General features: G+C 44.7%; 15 protein-coding genes. 2 read left to right on the top strand and 13 right to left on the bottom strand.

Translation table 11 applies throughout. The features are described from left to right. Positions 1-73: 73 nt before the first annotated feature. The 5 genes from ACEW8F_RS15705 to ACEW8F_RS15685 form a co-directional block, all read right to left on the bottom strand. Positions 74-1,546 carry a trimethylamine methyltransferase family protein gene (locus tag ACEW8F_RS15705; RefSeq protein WP_373484408.1) on the bottom strand — a complete coding sequence of 491 codons (1,473 nt, stop codon included), beginning with the start codon at positions 1,544-1,546 and terminating at the stop codon, positions 74-76. A 32-nt stretch (positions 1,547-1,578) separates the two neighbouring features. Continuing rightward, positions 1,579-2,217: a B12-binding domain-containing protein gene (locus tag ACEW8F_RS15700; RefSeq protein WP_373484407.1), complete on the bottom strand. Its 639-nt coding sequence runs from the start codon at positions 2,215-2,217 to the stop codon at positions 1,579-1,581. Between the two features lie 394 nt (positions 2,218-2,611). Beyond that, complete coding sequence (locus ACEW8F_RS15695; protein WP_373484406.1) at positions 2,612-4,213, bottom strand: BCCT family transporter; 1,602 nt, start codon at positions 4,211-4,213, stop codon at positions 2,612-2,614. A 273-nt stretch (positions 4,214-4,486) separates the two neighbouring features. Then, the gene (locus ACEW8F_RS15690) at positions 4,487-5,953 is read right to left on the bottom strand and encodes a trimethylamine methyltransferase family protein (protein WP_373484405.1); all 1,467 of its coding nucleotides are present in this window, start codon (positions 5,951-5,953) and stop codon (positions 4,487-4,489) included. A gap of 30 nt (positions 5,954-5,983) precedes the next feature. Beyond that, entirely contained in the window at positions 5,984-6,622 is a 639-nt protein-coding gene (locus ACEW8F_RS15685; protein ID WP_373484404.1) for a B12-binding domain-containing protein, read from the bottom strand. Positions 6,623-7,477: 855 nt separating this feature from the next. On the opposite strand from ACEW8F_RS15685, the gene ACEW8F_RS15680 reads away from it, so the two are divergent. Both ACEW8F_RS15680 and ACEW8F_RS15675 read left to right on the top strand, forming a co-directional pair. Beyond that, positions 7,478-8,185: a helix-turn-helix domain-containing protein gene (locus ACEW8F_RS15680; protein ID WP_373484403.1), complete on the top strand. Its 708-nt coding sequence runs from the start codon at positions 7,478-7,480 to the stop codon at positions 8,183-8,185. A 19-nt stretch (positions 8,186-8,204) separates the two neighbouring features. After that, on the top strand, positions 8,205-8,894 hold the full coding sequence (locus ACEW8F_RS15675; protein ID WP_373484402.1) for a hypothetical protein: 690 nt from the start codon (positions 8,205-8,207) through the stop codon (positions 8,892-8,894). 89 nt (positions 8,895-8,983) lie between these two features. Here the strand turns inward: ACEW8F_RS15675 and ACEW8F_RS15670 are convergent, their stop codons facing one another. The 8 genes from ACEW8F_RS15670 to speD all read right to left on the bottom strand — a co-directional run bounded on the left by ACEW8F_RS15670 (position 8,984) and on the right by speD (position 16,548). Beyond that, positions 8,984-9,373 carry a PaaI family thioesterase gene (locus ACEW8F_RS15670; RefSeq protein ID WP_373484401.1) on the bottom strand — a complete coding sequence of 130 codons (390 nt, stop codon included), beginning with the start codon at positions 9,371-9,373 and terminating at the stop codon, positions 8,984-8,986. 26 nt (positions 9,374-9,399) lie between these two features. Next, a complete protein-coding gene (locus ACEW8F_RS15665) occupies positions 9,400-9,972 on the bottom strand; it encodes a class I SAM-dependent methyltransferase (protein ID WP_373484400.1) in 573 nt (190 codons plus the stop codon). Between the two features lie 112 nt (positions 9,973-10,084). Continuing rightward, entirely contained in the window at positions 10,085-11,221 is a 1,137-nt protein-coding gene (nspC, locus tag ACEW8F_RS15660; protein WP_373484399.1) for a carboxynorspermidine decarboxylase, read from the bottom strand. A 16-nt stretch (positions 11,222-11,237) separates the two neighbouring features. Continuing rightward, complete coding sequence (locus ACEW8F_RS15655) at positions 11,238-12,437, bottom strand: saccharopine dehydrogenase family protein (RefSeq protein ID WP_373484398.1); 1,200 nt, start codon at positions 12,435-12,437, stop codon at positions 11,238-11,240. Positions 12,438-12,577: 140 nt separating this feature from the next. Continuing rightward, positions 12,578-13,426, bottom strand: a complete 849-nt coding sequence (gene speB / locus ACEW8F_RS15650; RefSeq protein ID WP_373484397.1) for an agmatinase — start codon at positions 13,424-13,426, stop codon at positions 12,578-12,580. Further along, complete coding sequence (speE, locus tag ACEW8F_RS15645) at positions 13,416-14,267, bottom strand: polyamine aminopropyltransferase (protein ID WP_373484396.1); 852 nt, start codon at positions 14,265-14,267, stop codon at positions 13,416-13,418. The genes speB and speE overlap by 11 nt, the downstream gene beginning before the upstream one ends. Next, on the bottom strand, positions 14,268-15,698 hold the full coding sequence (locus tag ACEW8F_RS15640; RefSeq protein ID WP_373484436.1) for an aminotransferase class I/II-fold pyridoxal phosphate-dependent enzyme: 1,431 nt from the start codon (positions 15,696-15,698) through the stop codon (positions 14,268-14,270). A 55-nt stretch (positions 15,699-15,753) separates the two neighbouring features. Beyond that, positions 15,754-16,548 (bottom strand): adenosylmethionine decarboxylase, encoded by a 795-nt coding sequence (gene speD / locus ACEW8F_RS15635; protein ID WP_373484395.1) that lies wholly within the window; start codon positions 16,546-16,548, stop codon positions 15,754-15,756. Positions 16,549-16,580: the final 32 nt, after the last annotated feature.

Below are 16,580 nucleotides of genomic sequence, written 5' to 3'. Positions count from 1 at the left end.
TTTCTTTATGATGCACAAAAAAACCGGTACGGTGTGGAGGCACGCCTTTGTACCGGTTTTTTTAAATTCATGCTTATTTTGATTTTGTTTTTTGTTCCGCGGCACTATCCACTTCTTTGAGAATGGCATCAATGGCGGCATCCTGTTCTGGGGTTAATGGTTTTGGCACATAATTTTCAATAATATCGATGGTTCGGGCTTTTACCCGTTGTTCATACGAGGTTGCGCCGGCATTTTTCCAGCCTTCATAATCAGCCCGGTCAGTCAGGTCCGGTTTCCACATTTCTTTATTGTATTTTAAGGTATGCGGTTCACTTAAATAGTGTCCCTTAGGACCGACAGCTTTAATCACATCCATGGCCATATGATCCTTGCTGAATTGAACCCCGTCAAAAACACGTCGCATCTGACTGATGGTTTCGTTGCAGGATACCAGTAATTCATAGGAGAAGGTTAAACCATAGTTTAAGTATCCGACATCATGGTTTAGGTTAACACCAGCATAGCCAATTGAGAAAATAAATTCAGATGCTTCCATTGTCGCCTGAGCATCAAACACTTTACTTCCTGAACAACCAGTGAAGCCCCAGGTTGGCAGTTCATACATTTCTCGGGCCAGTTGCGCCAGAGTAATGTTATTGACAATCGCTTCCGGCGAGCAATAGGTTGGCTGCATGCATTTTAAATCCATATTATACATCCCACCGCCGAATACAATTGGCGAGCCTGGGTGGGCCAGCTGATGAATAACTAATCCCGCCAGACATTCCGCGTTACCCTGGATTAAAGCACCAGCATTGGTAATTGGGCCAGTGGCTCCCGGCATCATGCAGGGTGAGTAATTGGTGGGGATCTGATTTTCTGAACAATAGATCAGCTTATCCACCGCTTCAAAGGTGTGAATCAGTGGTGAGTTTGGTTCGTTGTACATTAAGAACAAGGGTTTTCTGGCCAATTCTTCCATGCTTCCCCGGATCGCCACCGCCATTTTAGTGATATTGCTGATCGATTCACGATCCGCAGCAGTAACCACCTGTGGTTTCGTCGAATTACGAACCATGATTGAATATTCATGTTCATAAGAGGTCACCGGATAATCATACATCAGGCCACAGCACATTAAAAAATCCATCTGCGGCAGGGCATCGATAATTTTGGCGCCGTCTTCCATGTCTTTAGTCGTAAAGTTACGATGCTCACCAGTATAGACATCAAGCAGCGTCGGACAATCTGATCCGGTGCCGAAATATGCTTTTCGGCCGCCCAGATCCATGGCCACATCGCCATCCCGGTCATACACATGAATGTGCGAGGGCGCCTGTTTGATCGCCCATTCAATTAGACCATGAGGGAAATAGACGGTTTTTCCTTTAACCGTACAGCCCGCTTTTTTAAGCATCTCACGCGCACCTTCATGCTGAATAACACTGCCGACTTCCTGTAATATCTCCAGTGTGGAGGTGTGAATTTCTTTCATCTCCTCCTCATTTAAAAACCGCAGTGGTGATCCACATTTTAATACATTATTGTAATTCGATCGATCCATATTTATCCTTCTCCATTTTCCCGTTATTGCGATTAGGCAACAACTAATTTTTTACATAATTCCACTGCCGATGGGGCATTGGTGGTGTAACCGTCGGCCCCAATCTGATCGGCAAAGATCTGGTTAACCGGAGCGCCGCCAATCAACACCTTGACCCGATCCCGTAGGCCGGCTTCTTCTAACGCTTCGATGGTTTCTTTCATGGCATACATGGTAGTAGTTAACATCGCTGACATCCCGACAATCTGAACATCGTCATTTTCCTGCACCGCTTCCACAATATCATCCGGTTCCACATCCATACCCAGATCGATGACTTCAAACCCGGCACTTTCAAGCAGCAACACCACCAGGTTTTTACCAATATCATGCATGTCCCCTTCGACGGTGCAAAATATCGCTTTACCCAGGGTTGTTACATCCCCCACTGCCAGTCGCGGTTTGATCCGGTCAACACCCATTTTCATGGCTTTTGATGAGATCAGCAGTTCCGGTACGTAGACTTCACCCAGTCTGAACTTTTCCCCCAAAATGTTAATGGGATCGATGAGTCCGGCATTCAAAATATCCATCGGAGCGTTTCCTTCTTCTAGTGCGGCATCAACGGCGGCAATGACATCGTCGATTCTGCCCTCTTCTACTACTACGGCTAATTCTGTGATTTTTGACATGGCTTTCTCCTTTAAATTCTCTTTTTAATTTTAAAGCATGTGATCAATAAAAAAGAAGTCGAACCAACGTATCGTTGAAATTCAGACTTCCTTGTCTTTTCCAATTGCTTGGAACAATTTATTAAGTTGGTATTATTTTACATGTTTATAAACGCATCGTCAAATCGAGTCGGTTTCTTATCGCGAAACATCTTATAACTCTTGTTTCTTTTAAATGTTCATTTTTGGGATACGCTCCAAGATGTTATCCTAGATATGCTATAGATTATGAAATTTCAAAATAGAATTACATTTAAACGAAACTTTTTGAAACGCTGCGGTTCAATTTTTCAACGCCACAAAAGCCCAGGATTCCTGGACTTTTGCAAATCGAAATAATACTCTATTTAATGCTTTATTCTTCTGTTATAATAATTTTATTAAGTTTTGTCAGCTCACTTTCCAGTTCAGGGAGACCCGGATCTTTAAAATCTGTAGTTCTTTGACTTTCTACTGCAGCTTCATAACCTGGATCCGTTCTAACTAATTTTACTAACGAAAATATGGCTCCAATCATAACAAAGGCAAAGGGAAAGGCGCCGACAATCGAAATACTCTGCAGCATCGATAAACCATTATCCGTTCCAACTAATAACACTAGTGCTAGTGCTGATTCAAGCAGTCCCCAGATTACTTTAATTTTGTTGGAAGGGTCCAGATTTCCGTCAGAACTGAATACCCCCAGCACAAAGGTTGCTGAATCAGCTGAAGTGATAAAGAAGGTGCAAACCAGTACCAGGGTGATCAATGACAGCAGGATTCCCAGCGGATAATGGCTGAATACCACAAAGCAGGCGGTAGAGGTAGTGCTAATGGCTTCTGCGGCAATTTCTGGTCCCAGATTAATACCCATGCTGCCAAAGACTGAAAACCAGATAAAAGTCAGCAGCGATGGCACCAATAGTACTCCTGCAATAAATTCCCGAATGGTTCGTCCTTTGGAAATTCTGGCAATAAACGAACCCACAAATGGAGCCCAGGCAATCCACCATGCCCAATAGAACACCGTCCAGCCACCATACCATTCAGATTCCCCAAAGGCTCCAATGGCAAAGGTTTGACCAATGATATTCTGGAAATAGTTACCAATTCCCTCAGTGAAAAAACCCAATGCCATAACCTTTGGTCCAACCAGGAAGGCAATAATGACAATAATCCCTGCCAGAACCATGTTAGCATTTGAGAGAATCTTAATCCCTCTACCAATACCTGAGACCGCTGATAAAATAAACAAACAGGTGACAATCACAATAATAGCAATCTGAACGGTTTTTGATTCTGGCACTCCAAACAGATAATTTAGACCACTGTTAATCTGCATGGTACCCAGGCCCAGCGAAGTGGCAACCCCGGCAACAGTGGCAAAAATAGCCAGTACATCAATGGTTTTACCAAACCATCCATTAACTTTTTCTTCCCCAACAAGAGGTATGAAGATACTGCTGATCTGACCTTTTTTATTTTTTCTGAACTGCATAAATGCCAGCGCCAATGCCATTACCGCAAAGCAAGCCCAGGGATGCAATGCCCAGTGTAGGAATGATTTTTCTATGGCAAACTCGGCTGCTGCCCCAGTACCGGGATCAACATATAAGGGGCTGAGGTAATGGTTCAGTGGCTCGGCTACCCCCCAGAAGATCAAACCGATCCCCATACCTGCTGAAAACAACATCGAAAACCAGGACATCGTGCTGTACTCCGGCCTTGAATCATCAGCCCCCAAACGAATATTGCCATATTTGGAAAATCCGATCCAAAGACTGAATAATAAAAATGCTGCTACTGACGCCGTATAAAACCAGCCGAACTGTCCCGTCAAGATACCGAAGGCGAGGTTTCCAACTGCTTCAAAATTCTCCGGTGCAAACACGCCCCAGGCAACAATAGTGAGTGTGATCAAAAGTGAAATAATTAACACCATATTTGTTTTCTTTTTTACTGTTCCTTGCGAATTCATAATACCCTCCTTAAAAAGTTGTATAAGATAATGTGTGTTATCTGTTCTGAGCATTATTTCGATTTTATTTTTTCTTAGTTTTGCTGACACCTTCAACAGAAATATAATAAATGGTTTTAATTCTCCCGACAATCTCCGATTCCAGTAGTTGGGACTGATGCGTTTCCAAAATGCAGGCAACCCGCTTTTTTATTCGTTCAAACAGCCGGATTGGTTTAATTGCCGGGATGTTGTTTTCGCAGCAATACTGTAATTGCTCCGCTATCAATTTGTCTATTGTTGTTCCAGTTCTCGTTCTCTTGCATCCGCTGCGTCCAGAATTGCCACGACTTTATCGTCCAGCTCTTTGGGCAGCATGTTCAATTCGCCATTTTCAATAATATTTTTAACCATTTCATTGGCCCGTTGTCCCATGGTTTTTGATCCCAGATCCCGCCAGCGTTCATATTCATTGCGATCTTCAATTTTAGATTCCCACATTTCGCTGTTAAACTTTCTGGTCGAAGTCTGTCCAAGATAGTGGCCTTTTGGGCCCACCTCTTTGAGATCCTTCATACACAGATATTCGGTTGTCATATTAATGCCGTCAAATAAACGTCGCACCCGACCGATAACATCGTTCATCATCACCACTAAATCCAGTGAGAAAGCCAGCCCAAATGCGGTGTAACCGACATCGTGAATGACATTGGCACCCGATAAACCGGCCAGCGTAATATATTGGGTGCCTTCTAAAACGGCCTGTTCATCAGGCAATTTTGAACTGGTACAGCCGGCGGTGCCCCAGGTTGGCAACTGATAAAAGTCACAACCCATTTCTGACATCGCCAGTGATTCCATCATCGTTTCCGGTGACGCATAGGTTGGCTGCAGGCTCTTCATATCCATATTGGTAATGATTGCCCCATACAGAAAGGGCGCACCCGGTCTGGTAATCTGAGCAATAACCAGTCCTGCCAGACATTCGGCATTTGCCTGAATCAAGGAGCCAGCACAGGTCATCGGCCCGGTAGCCCCATTCATGGGAATTGGCGCATAAAGAACCGGCAAATTGCTTTCAGCCATGTACATAACCTTCTCAACCGATTCTTTGGTACAGACAAGCGGCGAGGTTGGTTCACAATAAAGAATGAACATCGGTTTTTTCACCAGCTCATCCATTCCCCCTCTGACAACCGCAGCCATCTCAACAACATTTTTTGTCGATTCCAGATCAGCCGTAATCACGACCTGTGGTTTGGAACTATAACGGATCATCGCTGCATATTCGTGTTCGTAGGAACTTTTCTGATGACCGTAAACCTGCGCCATTGACATCATATAATCAATGTAGGGCATGGCGTCGGCAACTTTGACACAATTTTTGTTATCTTCTTCATTGCAGAGTCTGATTTCGCCAGTAAAGCTGTCGACAATGTTCGGACAGGCCGAACCCACGCCATAGTAGGAGTTTTTTCCGCTGACATCCATGGCAAATTCGCCACCGCGGTCATAAAGCAAAATACGTGATGGGGCTTGCTTAATTGCCCACTCCACCAACGCTGGTGGCATTGATACTCTTTTTTTATTCACGACACAGCCCGCTTTTTTTAATAATTCGATGGCACCCTTATGCTGTACTTCGACGCCAACTTCCTGGAGCAACTCCAGTGTGCAACTGTGTATTTTTTCCATTTCTTCCCGTGTCAGAAAAGAAACACCTCTTGCGCCCATAAATCGCGTGTTAAATTCTTTCATCATTTACCCTTCCCCATTTTCCCGTTATTGCGATTAAGCAACAACTAATTTCTTGCATAATTCCACTGCCGATGGTGCATTGGTGGTGTAACCGTCGGCCCCAATCTGATCGGCAAAGATCTGGTTAACCGGAGCACCGCCAATCAACACCTTGACCCGATCCCGAAGGCCGGCTTCTTCTAACGCTTCAATGGTTTCTTTCATGGCATACATGGTAGTGGTTAACATCGCCGACATCCCGACAATCTGAACATCGTCATTTTCCTGCACCGCTTCGACAATATCATCCGGTTCCACATCCATACCCAGATCGATGACTTCAAACCCGGCACTTTCAAGCAGCAACACCACCAGGTTTTTGCCAATATCATGCATGTCCCCTTCGACAGTGCAAAATATCGCTTTTCCCAGGGTTGTTACATCCCCCACTGCCAATAGCGGTTTGATCCGGTCGACGCCCATTTTCATGGCTTTTGATGAGATCAGCAGTTCCGGTACGTAAACTTCACCCAGTCTGAACTTTTCCCCCAAAATGTTAATGGGATCGATGAGTCCGGCATTTAAAATATCCATCGGTGCATTTCCTTCTTCCAGGGCAGCTTCTACTGCTGCAATAACATCGTCGATTCTGCCCTCTTCTACTACTACGGCTAATTCTGTGATTTTTGACATGGTTTTTCTCCTTTAACTTGTGTTTATTTAATTGCTTTATTGATCATGCTTTTGGCTAAAATTAAACAGACTAATGATTGATCATTCTATTAACCTTTTGTAATAATTCCTCACAACCAAAAAATAAGATCCATCAATTAATAAAATTAATTGATAGACCTCTTTGTCTGGGATCATACGATATTATTTGTAAGGACGTTCAGAGAAGTGTTTGTTTCATCTCAACGATCAAGACAATATTAATTAGGGGGCTAATCCACTTCTCTGATTACCTAAATCAGTATCCATTCATCAAACTTATTTTTTGGTAACAATATTCGCATTACCCGCTTTTAGACTAAACTAAAAATTAAGATTCCGTTTACTGATAAAATAATATCTCCAAACAAAAAAATCACCTAATCCATTGAATTAGAGTGACTTCCTTGTCAATTATTATTAAATTATCTGTATTTGAGTTTTTCATTTTTTTTAATACTAACTTAAAATTTAACATATGTCAATTTATCGTCGTTTCTTGTTGAGAAACTATTGTATGTCATAGTTTCTTAATATGATGTTTTTTATTCTTTTCTGTAATTCTCCAAAGGCTTTATACCAGAATTATCCTTTTATTAATCCATAATTATATTTAAAAGAAAACTTTTTTATATTTTTGCCCTCACAATCAATCAAGACCCTTCCTTCAATTTTAAAAGGAAATGAACGATTAAAGCGTTGACAGGATTCGGTATTCTGTATACAATACCACATAACGAAATCGGGACTAATCTTTGAATACTGATTTTATCATTGCCACTCTCGCTTCAGCCATAATTTTTATCAAGAACCACTATCAGGAAAGGGAAAAGTATCATGGAATCTATCTCAGTTTACGTCGGCAAAAAAATAAAATTTTATCGTAAGCAAATGCACTTGTCCATCGCCCAGTTTTCAGAATTAATCAGCAAGAGCAAATCCACTGTATCTAAATATGAGAACGGTCAGATCTCCATCGATCTGCAGACTCTTTATGAAATTGCCCAAGCCCTGAACATTGGCATTCACCAGTTAATCGACTATCAAACTGAAATTCAACCTCTTCCAACTAATACCAACAGCCCCTTTAGTGGCCATCGTCACATGCATATCTATTTTTATGATGGTCGAAAGCGGCGGATCGTCAAATCTTTTCTGACAATTAATCCCAGCACCAATACCAATGACTATTGCTGCAGTTTCTATATGGACATTCCCTCTTTTGAAAACTATGAAAAATGTTCATTTTACTATCTTGGCTCCGTGGAATCCTATGACCTGGTGACCTACGTCCATCTTGTCAATCAGGCAAATCCCATGGAAAAAATGAGTTTTTGTATTCTCAATTCGCTATACTATCAATCCGTTACCTGGGGTTTGATGTTTGGTATCTCATATCGACCGATTGCCCCATTCACCTTAAAATTTCTGATGTCCTCTTCGCCATTAAAAAATGAGGAGCTTACAATGGAGCGATTAGCACTGACCCCTGATGAAATTAAAACCATTAAATCCCTCAATATGTTTATCCTTGATTCAATTTAGAAGGGAGATATTTTTGATAATGTTAACGAAAAAACTTGTCCTTACTATTCCCAAAGCTGACCTGACTCAGGTTCATGCTTATTTTAAAAAACACACCAATATTGACTATCTGAACGTCCCAAAAAAGTATGGCGCAGCTGTGATAAATGCCTATAATTTTTTAGTTGAAGACCTTGAGATCGATGCTGTAATCCAAAGTTTTGATGTGTCAGCAATCCTTGAAGATCGGGTAATTCTAAAAAACGGAGAACAGTTTTCGGGAAAAATGCCCGGTCGAATTCTTGAAAATTCCGAAAAAGTATTATGCTTTGTCTCAACTGTCAAAGACTTTGATTGCAAATCTAAAATGCTGACAGATTCAATGGAGAACTATTTTTTTGATTGTTGGGGTTCAGCCTTTATTGAAAATGCTGAGGCCTGGTTAAAGGATTATGTTTCAAATGGATTAAGCGCTTTAAATTTAAAGCGAACCCACGTCTGGAATCCCGGTCAGCATCAATTCGAGCTGAATAATCAGCGATCTATTTTTAAACTACTGAATCCTGAAGATATTGGGGTTCATCTTTCACCAAGCATGAAAATGACTCCCATTAAATCCATCTCTGGAATCATGGGAGTCATCAATCAAAATGAAACCAGTGCTTTAAATCCATGTGATTTTTGCGCACTGCACAGAACCTGTCAAGTATCACAATCTACGTGCTGCTAATAGGTTTTTATAAGCATCCTTAGTGATTCAAAAAATTCAGAAACCCCGCAGCCGGTCTAGATTTGATCCATTAACTGCGAGGTTTCAATTTAATTTTTAATAAAACCGGTGGCATTAAACTTGGCAACCAGCAGCTCATTGTCCTCATCAAAAACATCCACGCTATAGTTGCAGAGACTTCGACTTGACGCGGTTTCGGTGGCTTTGGCCAGCAGATATCTCCCCTTGGCCGGTTTGAAGTAGGTGATATTGGCATTGATGCCGACACTAACCTTCCCGCCGGCATTCGCTGCTGCCGCAAAGGCAAAGTCCGCCAGGGTAAAAATCGCACCGCCTTGCACGATGCCTATTCCATTAAAATGTTCTTCTTTAATCGCCATTCTAACTTCCGCATAGCCAATCTCAACCGTTATCAACTCCAAGCCAAGTAATTTGGCAAACTGATCATTTTTTACTGTTTTAATCATTTCTTTATTCATTTCATCTGCCTTTCCGGTGGTGTTAATTATTTTTTTGAGAAAACGAGTCCATAGAAATTTTCAGTAAAGTTCATCGTTTCCTGAGATTCAAAATTAATTTCCCTTAACATCGCGGTTAGCTCTTCTCTGCCAATCCGATGGTCGACAGGTGGTCCCATTGCTGTTTCCCCTTTTTCCCAGTCAATAATGGCCAGCCTGCCCCCGGGTTTGATAATCCGGCTGCTTTCTTCCAGAAATTGATTCTTATCAACAATTTCATGGATCACATTAACCATCAATCCAAAACTGACAGACTCATCGGGAATCATCAGATCCAGTTCTTCGGTTTTTACTGTCTCGATATTTTTTATGCCCGCCGCTTTGCTGCGAAGTTCAACCTCTGCCAGCATTTCCGGCGAGGTATCCAGGGCAAAGGCGTTGTTGTTCCCAATCAGACTTGCCGCCGAAATGGTAAAATAGCCGATTCCACAACCGATGTCCGCCACACTATCCGTTGCTTCAAGCCCTAATTTTTTTAATGTTTCAATCGGCGGCAGGTTTTCCCGACGCCACTCATCATCCAGCTTTTTTATACTTTTGGGGTTAAATTTATGTACCATATATTTCTCCTGTTCGCGATCTAATCTTCCTGGAATAATTCTAATCTAAGCCATTATACCATAAAGACTCACCGGGATAATAGCTAAATTCCCTGAAAAAACCGACTGTCTTTTAGGACAATCGGTTTTTAAAATCAGTATAGCCGAATTGTTTCACCATTCGGATCGTTTTTTCCTTAGTGAAGATGGCAATAGCTGGCAAATTCATGCCATTAAAGGTGTTGGTTTTGACCATCGAATAAATGGCCATGTCGCAGAACACCAGGCGATCGCCAATTTTTAGCGGTTGCTCAAAGGCGTAGTCGCCGATAATATCCCCGGCCAGGCAGGTCGGTCCGCCCAGCCGATAGGTAAAGGGTTTTTCATCTGGCAATGCTGCGCCGATAATATTGGGTCGGTAGGGCATTTCCAGCACATCCGGCATATGACAGGCGGCCGATGTATCGAGGATGGCATTGTGAACACCATTATCGATAAGATCCAGCACCGTTGCTACCAGAAAACCGGTGTTCAGGGCTACCGCTTCCCCCGGCTCAAGATAGACCTTTAGCCCATAGCTTTCCTGAATCCGAGTGATTTCGACAATCAGTTTTTCGACATCATAATCATCCCGGGTGATATGGTGGCCACCCCCGAAATTGAGCCATTTCAGCTGCGGCAGAAATTCGCCGAACCGGTCTTCCACGGCTTTCAAGGTTTCCTCCAAAGCATCGGCATTCTGTTCGCAGAGGGTATGAAAATGCAGACCACTGATGCCTTCTGGTAGCTCCGGAACAAACTGACGGCGGGTGACCCCCATCCTTGACCCTGGTGAACAGGGATCATAGATGGCGTGATCCTGGGTGGAGCATTCCGGATTAATCCGAATCCCGCATTCCCGTCCGGCGCTAAGCGCTTTGTCCTTAAATTTCTGCCACTGATTGAAAGAGTTAAAAACAATATGGTCGCAGAGCCCGACGATTTCGTCAAACTCATCGTCACGATAGGCAGTAGCAAACACATGGGTTTCGCCACCCATTTCCTCACAGCCCAGCCGGGCTTCAAACAAACCGCTGGCCGTGGTGCCGGCCAGATAGCGGCCGATCAGGGGGTACAGCGAAAACATCGAAAAAGCCTTTTGGGCCAGCAAAATCTGACAACCCGTCGCTTTTTGGACCCCATCCAAAATTTCCAGATTTTTAATCAGCAGGCTTTCGTCAACAAGATAACAGGGCGTCGGCAGCTCCTTGAAGACATCTTTTAATTCCATAAGTCTTCAACCATGCTTAATCAACCAGCTCCGGTTCAAAACTTTCCTGCCAGGGCAGGCCCCATTTGTTTAACGCTTCCATAAATGGATCGGGATCGAACTCTTCGATATTGTAAACCCCGGGTTTTTGCCACTGGCCGGTCATCACCAGCATCGCACCGATCATCGCCGGCACCCCGGTGGTATAGGAGATCGCCTGGGAACCGACTTCTTTGTAGCATTCTTCGTGATCGCAAACGTTGTAGAGGTAGTAGGTTTTGTCCTGGCCGTCTTTTTTGCCCTGGAAGATACAGCCGATATTGGTTTTTCCTTTGGTGCGGGGGCCCAAGGTTGACGGATCTGGTAATACGGCGGCCAGAAACTGCAGTGGTACAATCATCTTGCCGTCATATTCGATCGGTTCAATCGAGGTCATGCCGACGTTCTCCAGACATTTCAGGTGGGTCAGATAGCTTTCGCCAAAGGTCATAAAGAAGCGAATCCGTTTGATCCCCTTGATATTTTGTCCCAGCGATTCCAGTTCTTCGTGGTGGAGCAGATACATATCTTTCGGGCCAATTTCGGGAAAATTGTAAACCCGCTTGATTTCCATCGGCTCAGTTTCAATCCACTGACCGTCTTCCCAGTAGCTGCCGTTAGCGGTGACTTCGCGAATATTAATTTCCGGATTGAAGTTGGTGGCAAAGGGATAGCCGTGATCGCCGGCGTTGGCATCAAGAATATCGATGTAATTAATCTCATCAAACTGATGCTTCATCGCATAAGCCGAGAAAACGCCGGTGACGCCGGGGTCAAAGCCGCTACCCAGCAGCGCCGTAATTCCGGCTTTTTCAAACCGTTCCCGGTATTCCCACTGCCATTTATACTCAAATTTGGCGGTATCTTCCGGCTCGTAATTGGCGGTATCGACGTAATGGGTTTTGGTGGCCAGACAGGCGTCCATAATGGTCAGATCCTGATAAGGCAAAGCCAGGTTTAGGACCACGTCCGGATTGACATCCTCAATCAGCGCAATCAGCTCATCGACGTGATCGGCATTGACCTGAGCGGTGGTGATTATTGTCGCCCCGCCATCCAATTTAGCTTTTAGCGCATCGCACTTGCTTTTGGTCCGGCTGGCAATACAGATTTCGGTAAACACGTCGCTGTTTTGACAGCATTTTTGAATCGCCACACTGGCAACCCCGCCACAACCGATAATTAATGCTTTTCCCATAATTTTTTCCTCCTGTTATCTAACTATTATTACTATCAAAGTTCGGGTGAGCAATGCTCGCCCAACTACTCTACCATTACGCTATCCTAATGGCGAAGAGAGCGTTTGTCCTTTTGTCTTCGGTAATCATCCGCAACGATTTAGCCAATTGCCAATAAGAGCTCCCGCAACACCTTGCAGGCCACGGCGGTGGAAGCACCGCTCTGGTCATAGATTGGCGAAAGCTCGTTGATATCGCAGCCGACCAGATTCAGCTGGCTGACGTGTTGGATCGCTTCAAGCAGCTCTAAAAAGCTGACGCCGCCGGGTTCCGGGGTGCCGGTGCCGGGGAAGACGGAGGGGTCCAGGATATCCAGATCCAGAGTGAAATAAACCGGCTGGCCCTGGAGTTTTTCGATCACTTCAGCCAGTCCCTTAAAATTAAATTTCTGGGTGGTGACGTGATCTTTACCCCAGTGGAACTCAATGCGTTCGCCGGAGCGAATCCCGAATTGATAGATCCGGTGATCGCCAATTAAATCCCAAACCCGGTGCAGCACCGTGGCATGGGACAGGGTAACCCCCAGATAGTCATCGCGCAAATCGGCATGAGCATCAAAATGCACCACATGGAGATCCGGATATTTCCGGGCCACCGCCCGAACCGCTCCGAGAGTCACCAGATGTTCACCACCGATCATCACTGGCAGCTTATTATCTCTTAATACCCGGGTAGTATAGCTTTCAATCGCTGCCAGCGCCTTTTCGGTATCGCCAAAACAGAGTTCCAGATCACCGCCGTCAAAAATGGCCAGATCCTCCAGGTCCTTATCCTGATAGGGGCTGTAGGTTTCCAGTCCGTAGGATTCTCCCCGCATCGTGCGGCTGGCAAAGCGGGTGCCGGGACGAAAGGAGGTGGTGGAGTCAAAGGGCGCTCCAAAAACGACAATACCCGATTCCCCATAGTCGTTGTCACAACCTAAAAAGGTCTCAATATTTTTATTCAACATCTTTTAACAGTTCCTCCACATAATTTGGCAGCGCAAAGGCGCCAACATGCAATTTGGTATTATAGTAACGGGTTTTAAAACCCAGAGCATTCCATTTCACAGCTTTTAAATCCTCAATCGGATGATATTTTTTTGAGGCAAAGCCAAACAGCCAGTGTCCCGAGGGATAGGTGGGAATATGGGCCTGATAGACCCGGCTGATCGGGAAGGACTCGACAATTCGCTTATGGGCCCGCTGCATCGCTACGGCATCATCCAGGTAAAAAGCACTTTCGTGCTGATTGACCATGATTCCATCTTCTTTTAAGGCCTTATAGCAATTGCCATAAAACTCTTTGGTAAACAGGCCTTCGCCGGGACCAAAGGGATCGGTGGAATCGACGATGATCAGATCATATTCATTTTCGCAGCGGCGAATAAACTTCAAGCCATCCTGATAAAAAATGGTCACCCGCTCATCATTAAAACAGCAGGCGGTTTGGGGCAGATGCTTTTTGCAGACTTCCACCACCAGCTCGTCAATTTCGACCAGGTCAATGTGTTCCACTAGCGGGTAGCGCACCAGCTCGCGGATGGCGCCGCCATCGCCACCGCCGATAATCAACACCTTTTTGGCGGCCGGATGAACAGCCATGGGAATGTGCACCATCATCTCATGATAAATAAATTCGTCTTTTTCAGTCAGCATCATAAACCCGTCCAGGGTTAAAAAACGGCCAAATTCTTTGGAATCAAAAATATCGATCCGCTGAAATTCGCTTTGTCCGCAGTAAAGCTGACGATCCACCTGAATGGAAAATTTAACGCTGGGGGTATGTTTTTCTGAAAACCATAATTCCATCTAATCCTCCTTCAGCACATTGAGATATTCTATTTCCATGTCTTCGGGGCCGGTTAAAAAGCAGCCCTTATCTTTTAGGTATTCAATGGAATCAAGAATTTCTTCGGTAATCCTTTCCCCGGGGGCCAGAATGGGAATCCCGGGCGGATATGCCATCACAAATTCACTACAGATCCGGCCGCCGCTTTTTTCCAGCGGCAGGGCTTCCTTATCAGCATAAAAGGCTTCCTGAGGGGCCACTGCCACCTCAGGGTTGATATATTCGTATTGCAGCATGCCGGCCTTGTCTTTTTTATAGATCCGGCGAATTTCCGCCAGCGCCGCAACCAGTCGCTCCAGATTGCCTTGGCTGTCGCCCACCGAAATATAGGCCAGAATATTGCCGACATCACCAAATTCAACCTGAATATCGTACTCATCCCGGAGAATACTATACACTTCAATTCCTGCCAGTCCGACGTTCAGGGTATTAATGGACAGCTTGGTCGCATCGAAATCGTAAACAGTATCGCCGTTAATCAATTCTTTTGAATAAGCGTAATAGTCCCCGATCTGATTAATTTCATCCCGGGCGTATTGGGCCATCGCGGTTACCTTGGCAAAGATTTCCTTGCCGTTCACCGCCAGATTTTTCCGGGAAATATCCAAACTGGAGAGCAACAGATAAGAACCGCTGGTGGTTTGCGTCAAATTAATAATCTGGCGCACATAACCAGCGTTCATACCCTCACCTACTAGTAAAAAAGAACTTTGGGTCAACGATCCACCGGATTTATGCATGCTGACCGAGGCCATATCGGCTCCCGCCGCCATGCCGCTGATGGGCATGTTTTCGCCAAAATAGAAATGGGTGCCATGAGCCTCATCCGCCAGCACCAGCATCCCCGCTGCGTGAGCCAGTTTGGCGATCGCCTTCAGGTTGGAACAAACCCCGTAATAGGTGGGATTGTTAACTAAGATCGCTTTGGCATCGGGGTTTTCCTGAATCGCTTTAGCTACCGCTACGAGGGTCATCCCCAGTGAAATACCGATTTCATGGTTGGTTTCAGGATTTACATAAACCGGGATGGCACCGCCCAGAATCATCGCATTGATAACACTGCGGTGGACATTTCGGGGCAGAATAATCTTCTCCCCTTTTTTACAGGCTGACAGCACCATCGTCTGGACTGCGGAAGTCGTGCCGTTGACCATAAAAAACGCCTGTTTGGCGCCAAAGGCATCCGCCGCCAGTTCCTCGGCTTCTTTGATCACCGAAACCGGATGGCAAAGATTATCCAGCGGCTTCATCGAATTGACATCCAGGGTCATACAGCGTTCCCCTAAAAATTCGGTTAATTCCGGATTCCCCTTACCCCGTTTATGGCCGGGCACATCAAAGGGCACCAGCCGATTCCGCTTAAACTCATTAAGTGCCGCCAATATCGGCATCCGTTCCTGATTTAATTTTGGCACGTTTTTATTCCTTCCCAATTAATATACGTTATTAATAGACATTACTGCCGCTGAAAATTTCGATCATTTCGCGGCGCAGGTTTTCAGTAATCTGCAGCCGCGTTCGTGGCGGCAGCTCATAAGCATCGGTATTGAACAGATAATTCTGGAGGATGATTTCCTTTAACATCATCTTGGTGTGAAAGAGATTGGACTGATAAACATTCATATCAATGGCATCATATTCCTTTAAGGTCTTGTCATCGATATAATCCTGAATCGAGGTGATCTTATGATCCATAAACAGTTTCTTGCCACTGACGTCCCGGGTAAACCCCCGGACCCGATAATCCATCGTAATAATATCCGAATCAAAGCTGCCAATCAGGAAGTCAAGGGTACTGAGCGGCGTAATTTCGCCGCAGGTGGCGACATCAATATCCACCCGAAAGGTGGCAATGGAGGTATCCGGATGATATTCCGGATAGGTATGGACCGTTACATGGCTTTTATCCAGATGGGCTACCACCGTATCGCCCTGCAGATCAGTCTTCTCAACATTTTCTTCCCGGTATTCCCGTAAAAATGTTTCTTCGGCAATTAAAAAGGTGACACTGGCCCCCTGGGGATCATAATCCTGCTTGGATACATTTAATACCCGGGCGCCAATCATCTCCGTGACGTGATATAAAATATTGGTTAAGCGATCCGAGTTATACTGCTCATCAATATAGGCAATATAATCCCGCTGTTCCCGTTCACTTTTTGCATAGCATACATCATAAATGTTAAAACTCAACGATTTTGTCAAATTGTTAAAACCATTCAACTTTAATTTATTATCCATAATCCACCCCGTTTCCATTTTTTCGCATTGTC

The sequence above is a fragment of the Acetobacterium sp. genome, from assembly GCF_041752335.1.
Taxonomy (GTDB): domain Bacteria; phylum Bacillota; class Clostridia; order Eubacteriales; family Eubacteriaceae; genus Acetobacterium.
This window is presented reverse-complemented; position numbering and strand designations above follow the sequence as displayed.

Bases quoted from the DNA above. Each gene is read 5' to 3' on its own strand.
- ACEW8F_RS15705 (WP_373484408.1), bottom strand. From the start codon at position 1,546: ATGGATCGATCGAATTACAATAATGTATTAAAATGTGGATCACCACTG.
- ACEW8F_RS15700 (WP_373484407.1), bottom strand. From the start codon at position 2,217: ATGTCAAAAATCACAGAATTAGCCGTAGTAGTAGAAGAGGGCAGAATC.
- ACEW8F_RS15695 (WP_373484406.1), bottom strand. From the start codon at position 4,213: ATGAATTCGCAAGGAACAGTAAAAAAGAAAACAAATATGGTGTTAATT.
- ACEW8F_RS15690 (WP_373484405.1), bottom strand. From the start codon at position 5,953: ATGATGAAAGAATTTAACACGCGATTTATGGGCGCAAGAGGTGTTTCT.
- ACEW8F_RS15685 (WP_373484404.1), bottom strand. From the start codon at position 6,622: ATGTCAAAAATCACAGAATTAGCCGTAGTAGTAGAAGAGGGCAGAATC.
- ACEW8F_RS15680 (WP_373484403.1), top strand. From the start codon at position 7,478: ATGGAATCTATCTCAGTTTACGTCGGCAAAAAAATAAAATTTTATCGT.
- ACEW8F_RS15675 (WP_373484402.1), top strand. From the start codon at position 8,205: ATGTTAACGAAAAAACTTGTCCTTACTATTCCCAAAGCTGACCTGACT.
- ACEW8F_RS15670 (WP_373484401.1), bottom strand. From the start codon at position 9,373: ATGAATAAAGAAATGATTAAAACAGTAAAAAATGATCAGTTTGCCAAA.
- ACEW8F_RS15665 (WP_373484400.1), bottom strand. From the start codon at position 9,972: ATGGTACATAAATTTAACCCCAAAAGTATAAAAAAGCTGGATGATGAG.
- nspC (WP_373484399.1), bottom strand. From the start codon at position 11,221: ATGGAATTAAAAGATGTCTTCAAGGAGCTGCCGACGCCCTGTTATCTT.
- ACEW8F_RS15655 (WP_373484398.1), bottom strand. From the start codon at position 12,437: ATGGGAAAAGCATTAATTATCGGTTGTGGCGGGGTTGCCAGTGTGGCG.
- speB (WP_373484397.1), bottom strand. From the start codon at position 13,426: ATGTTGAATAAAAATATTGAGACCTTTTTAGGTTGTGACAACGACTAT.
- speE (WP_373484396.1), bottom strand. From the start codon at position 14,267: ATGGAATTATGGTTTTCAGAAAAACATACCCCCAGCGTTAAATTTTCC.
- ACEW8F_RS15640 (WP_373484436.1), bottom strand. From the start codon at position 15,698: ATGCCGATATTGGCGGCACTTAATGAGTTTAAGCGGAATCGGCTGGTG.
- speD (WP_373484395.1), bottom strand. From the start codon at position 16,548: ATGGATAATAAATTAAAGTTGAATGGTTTTAACAATTTGACAAAATCG.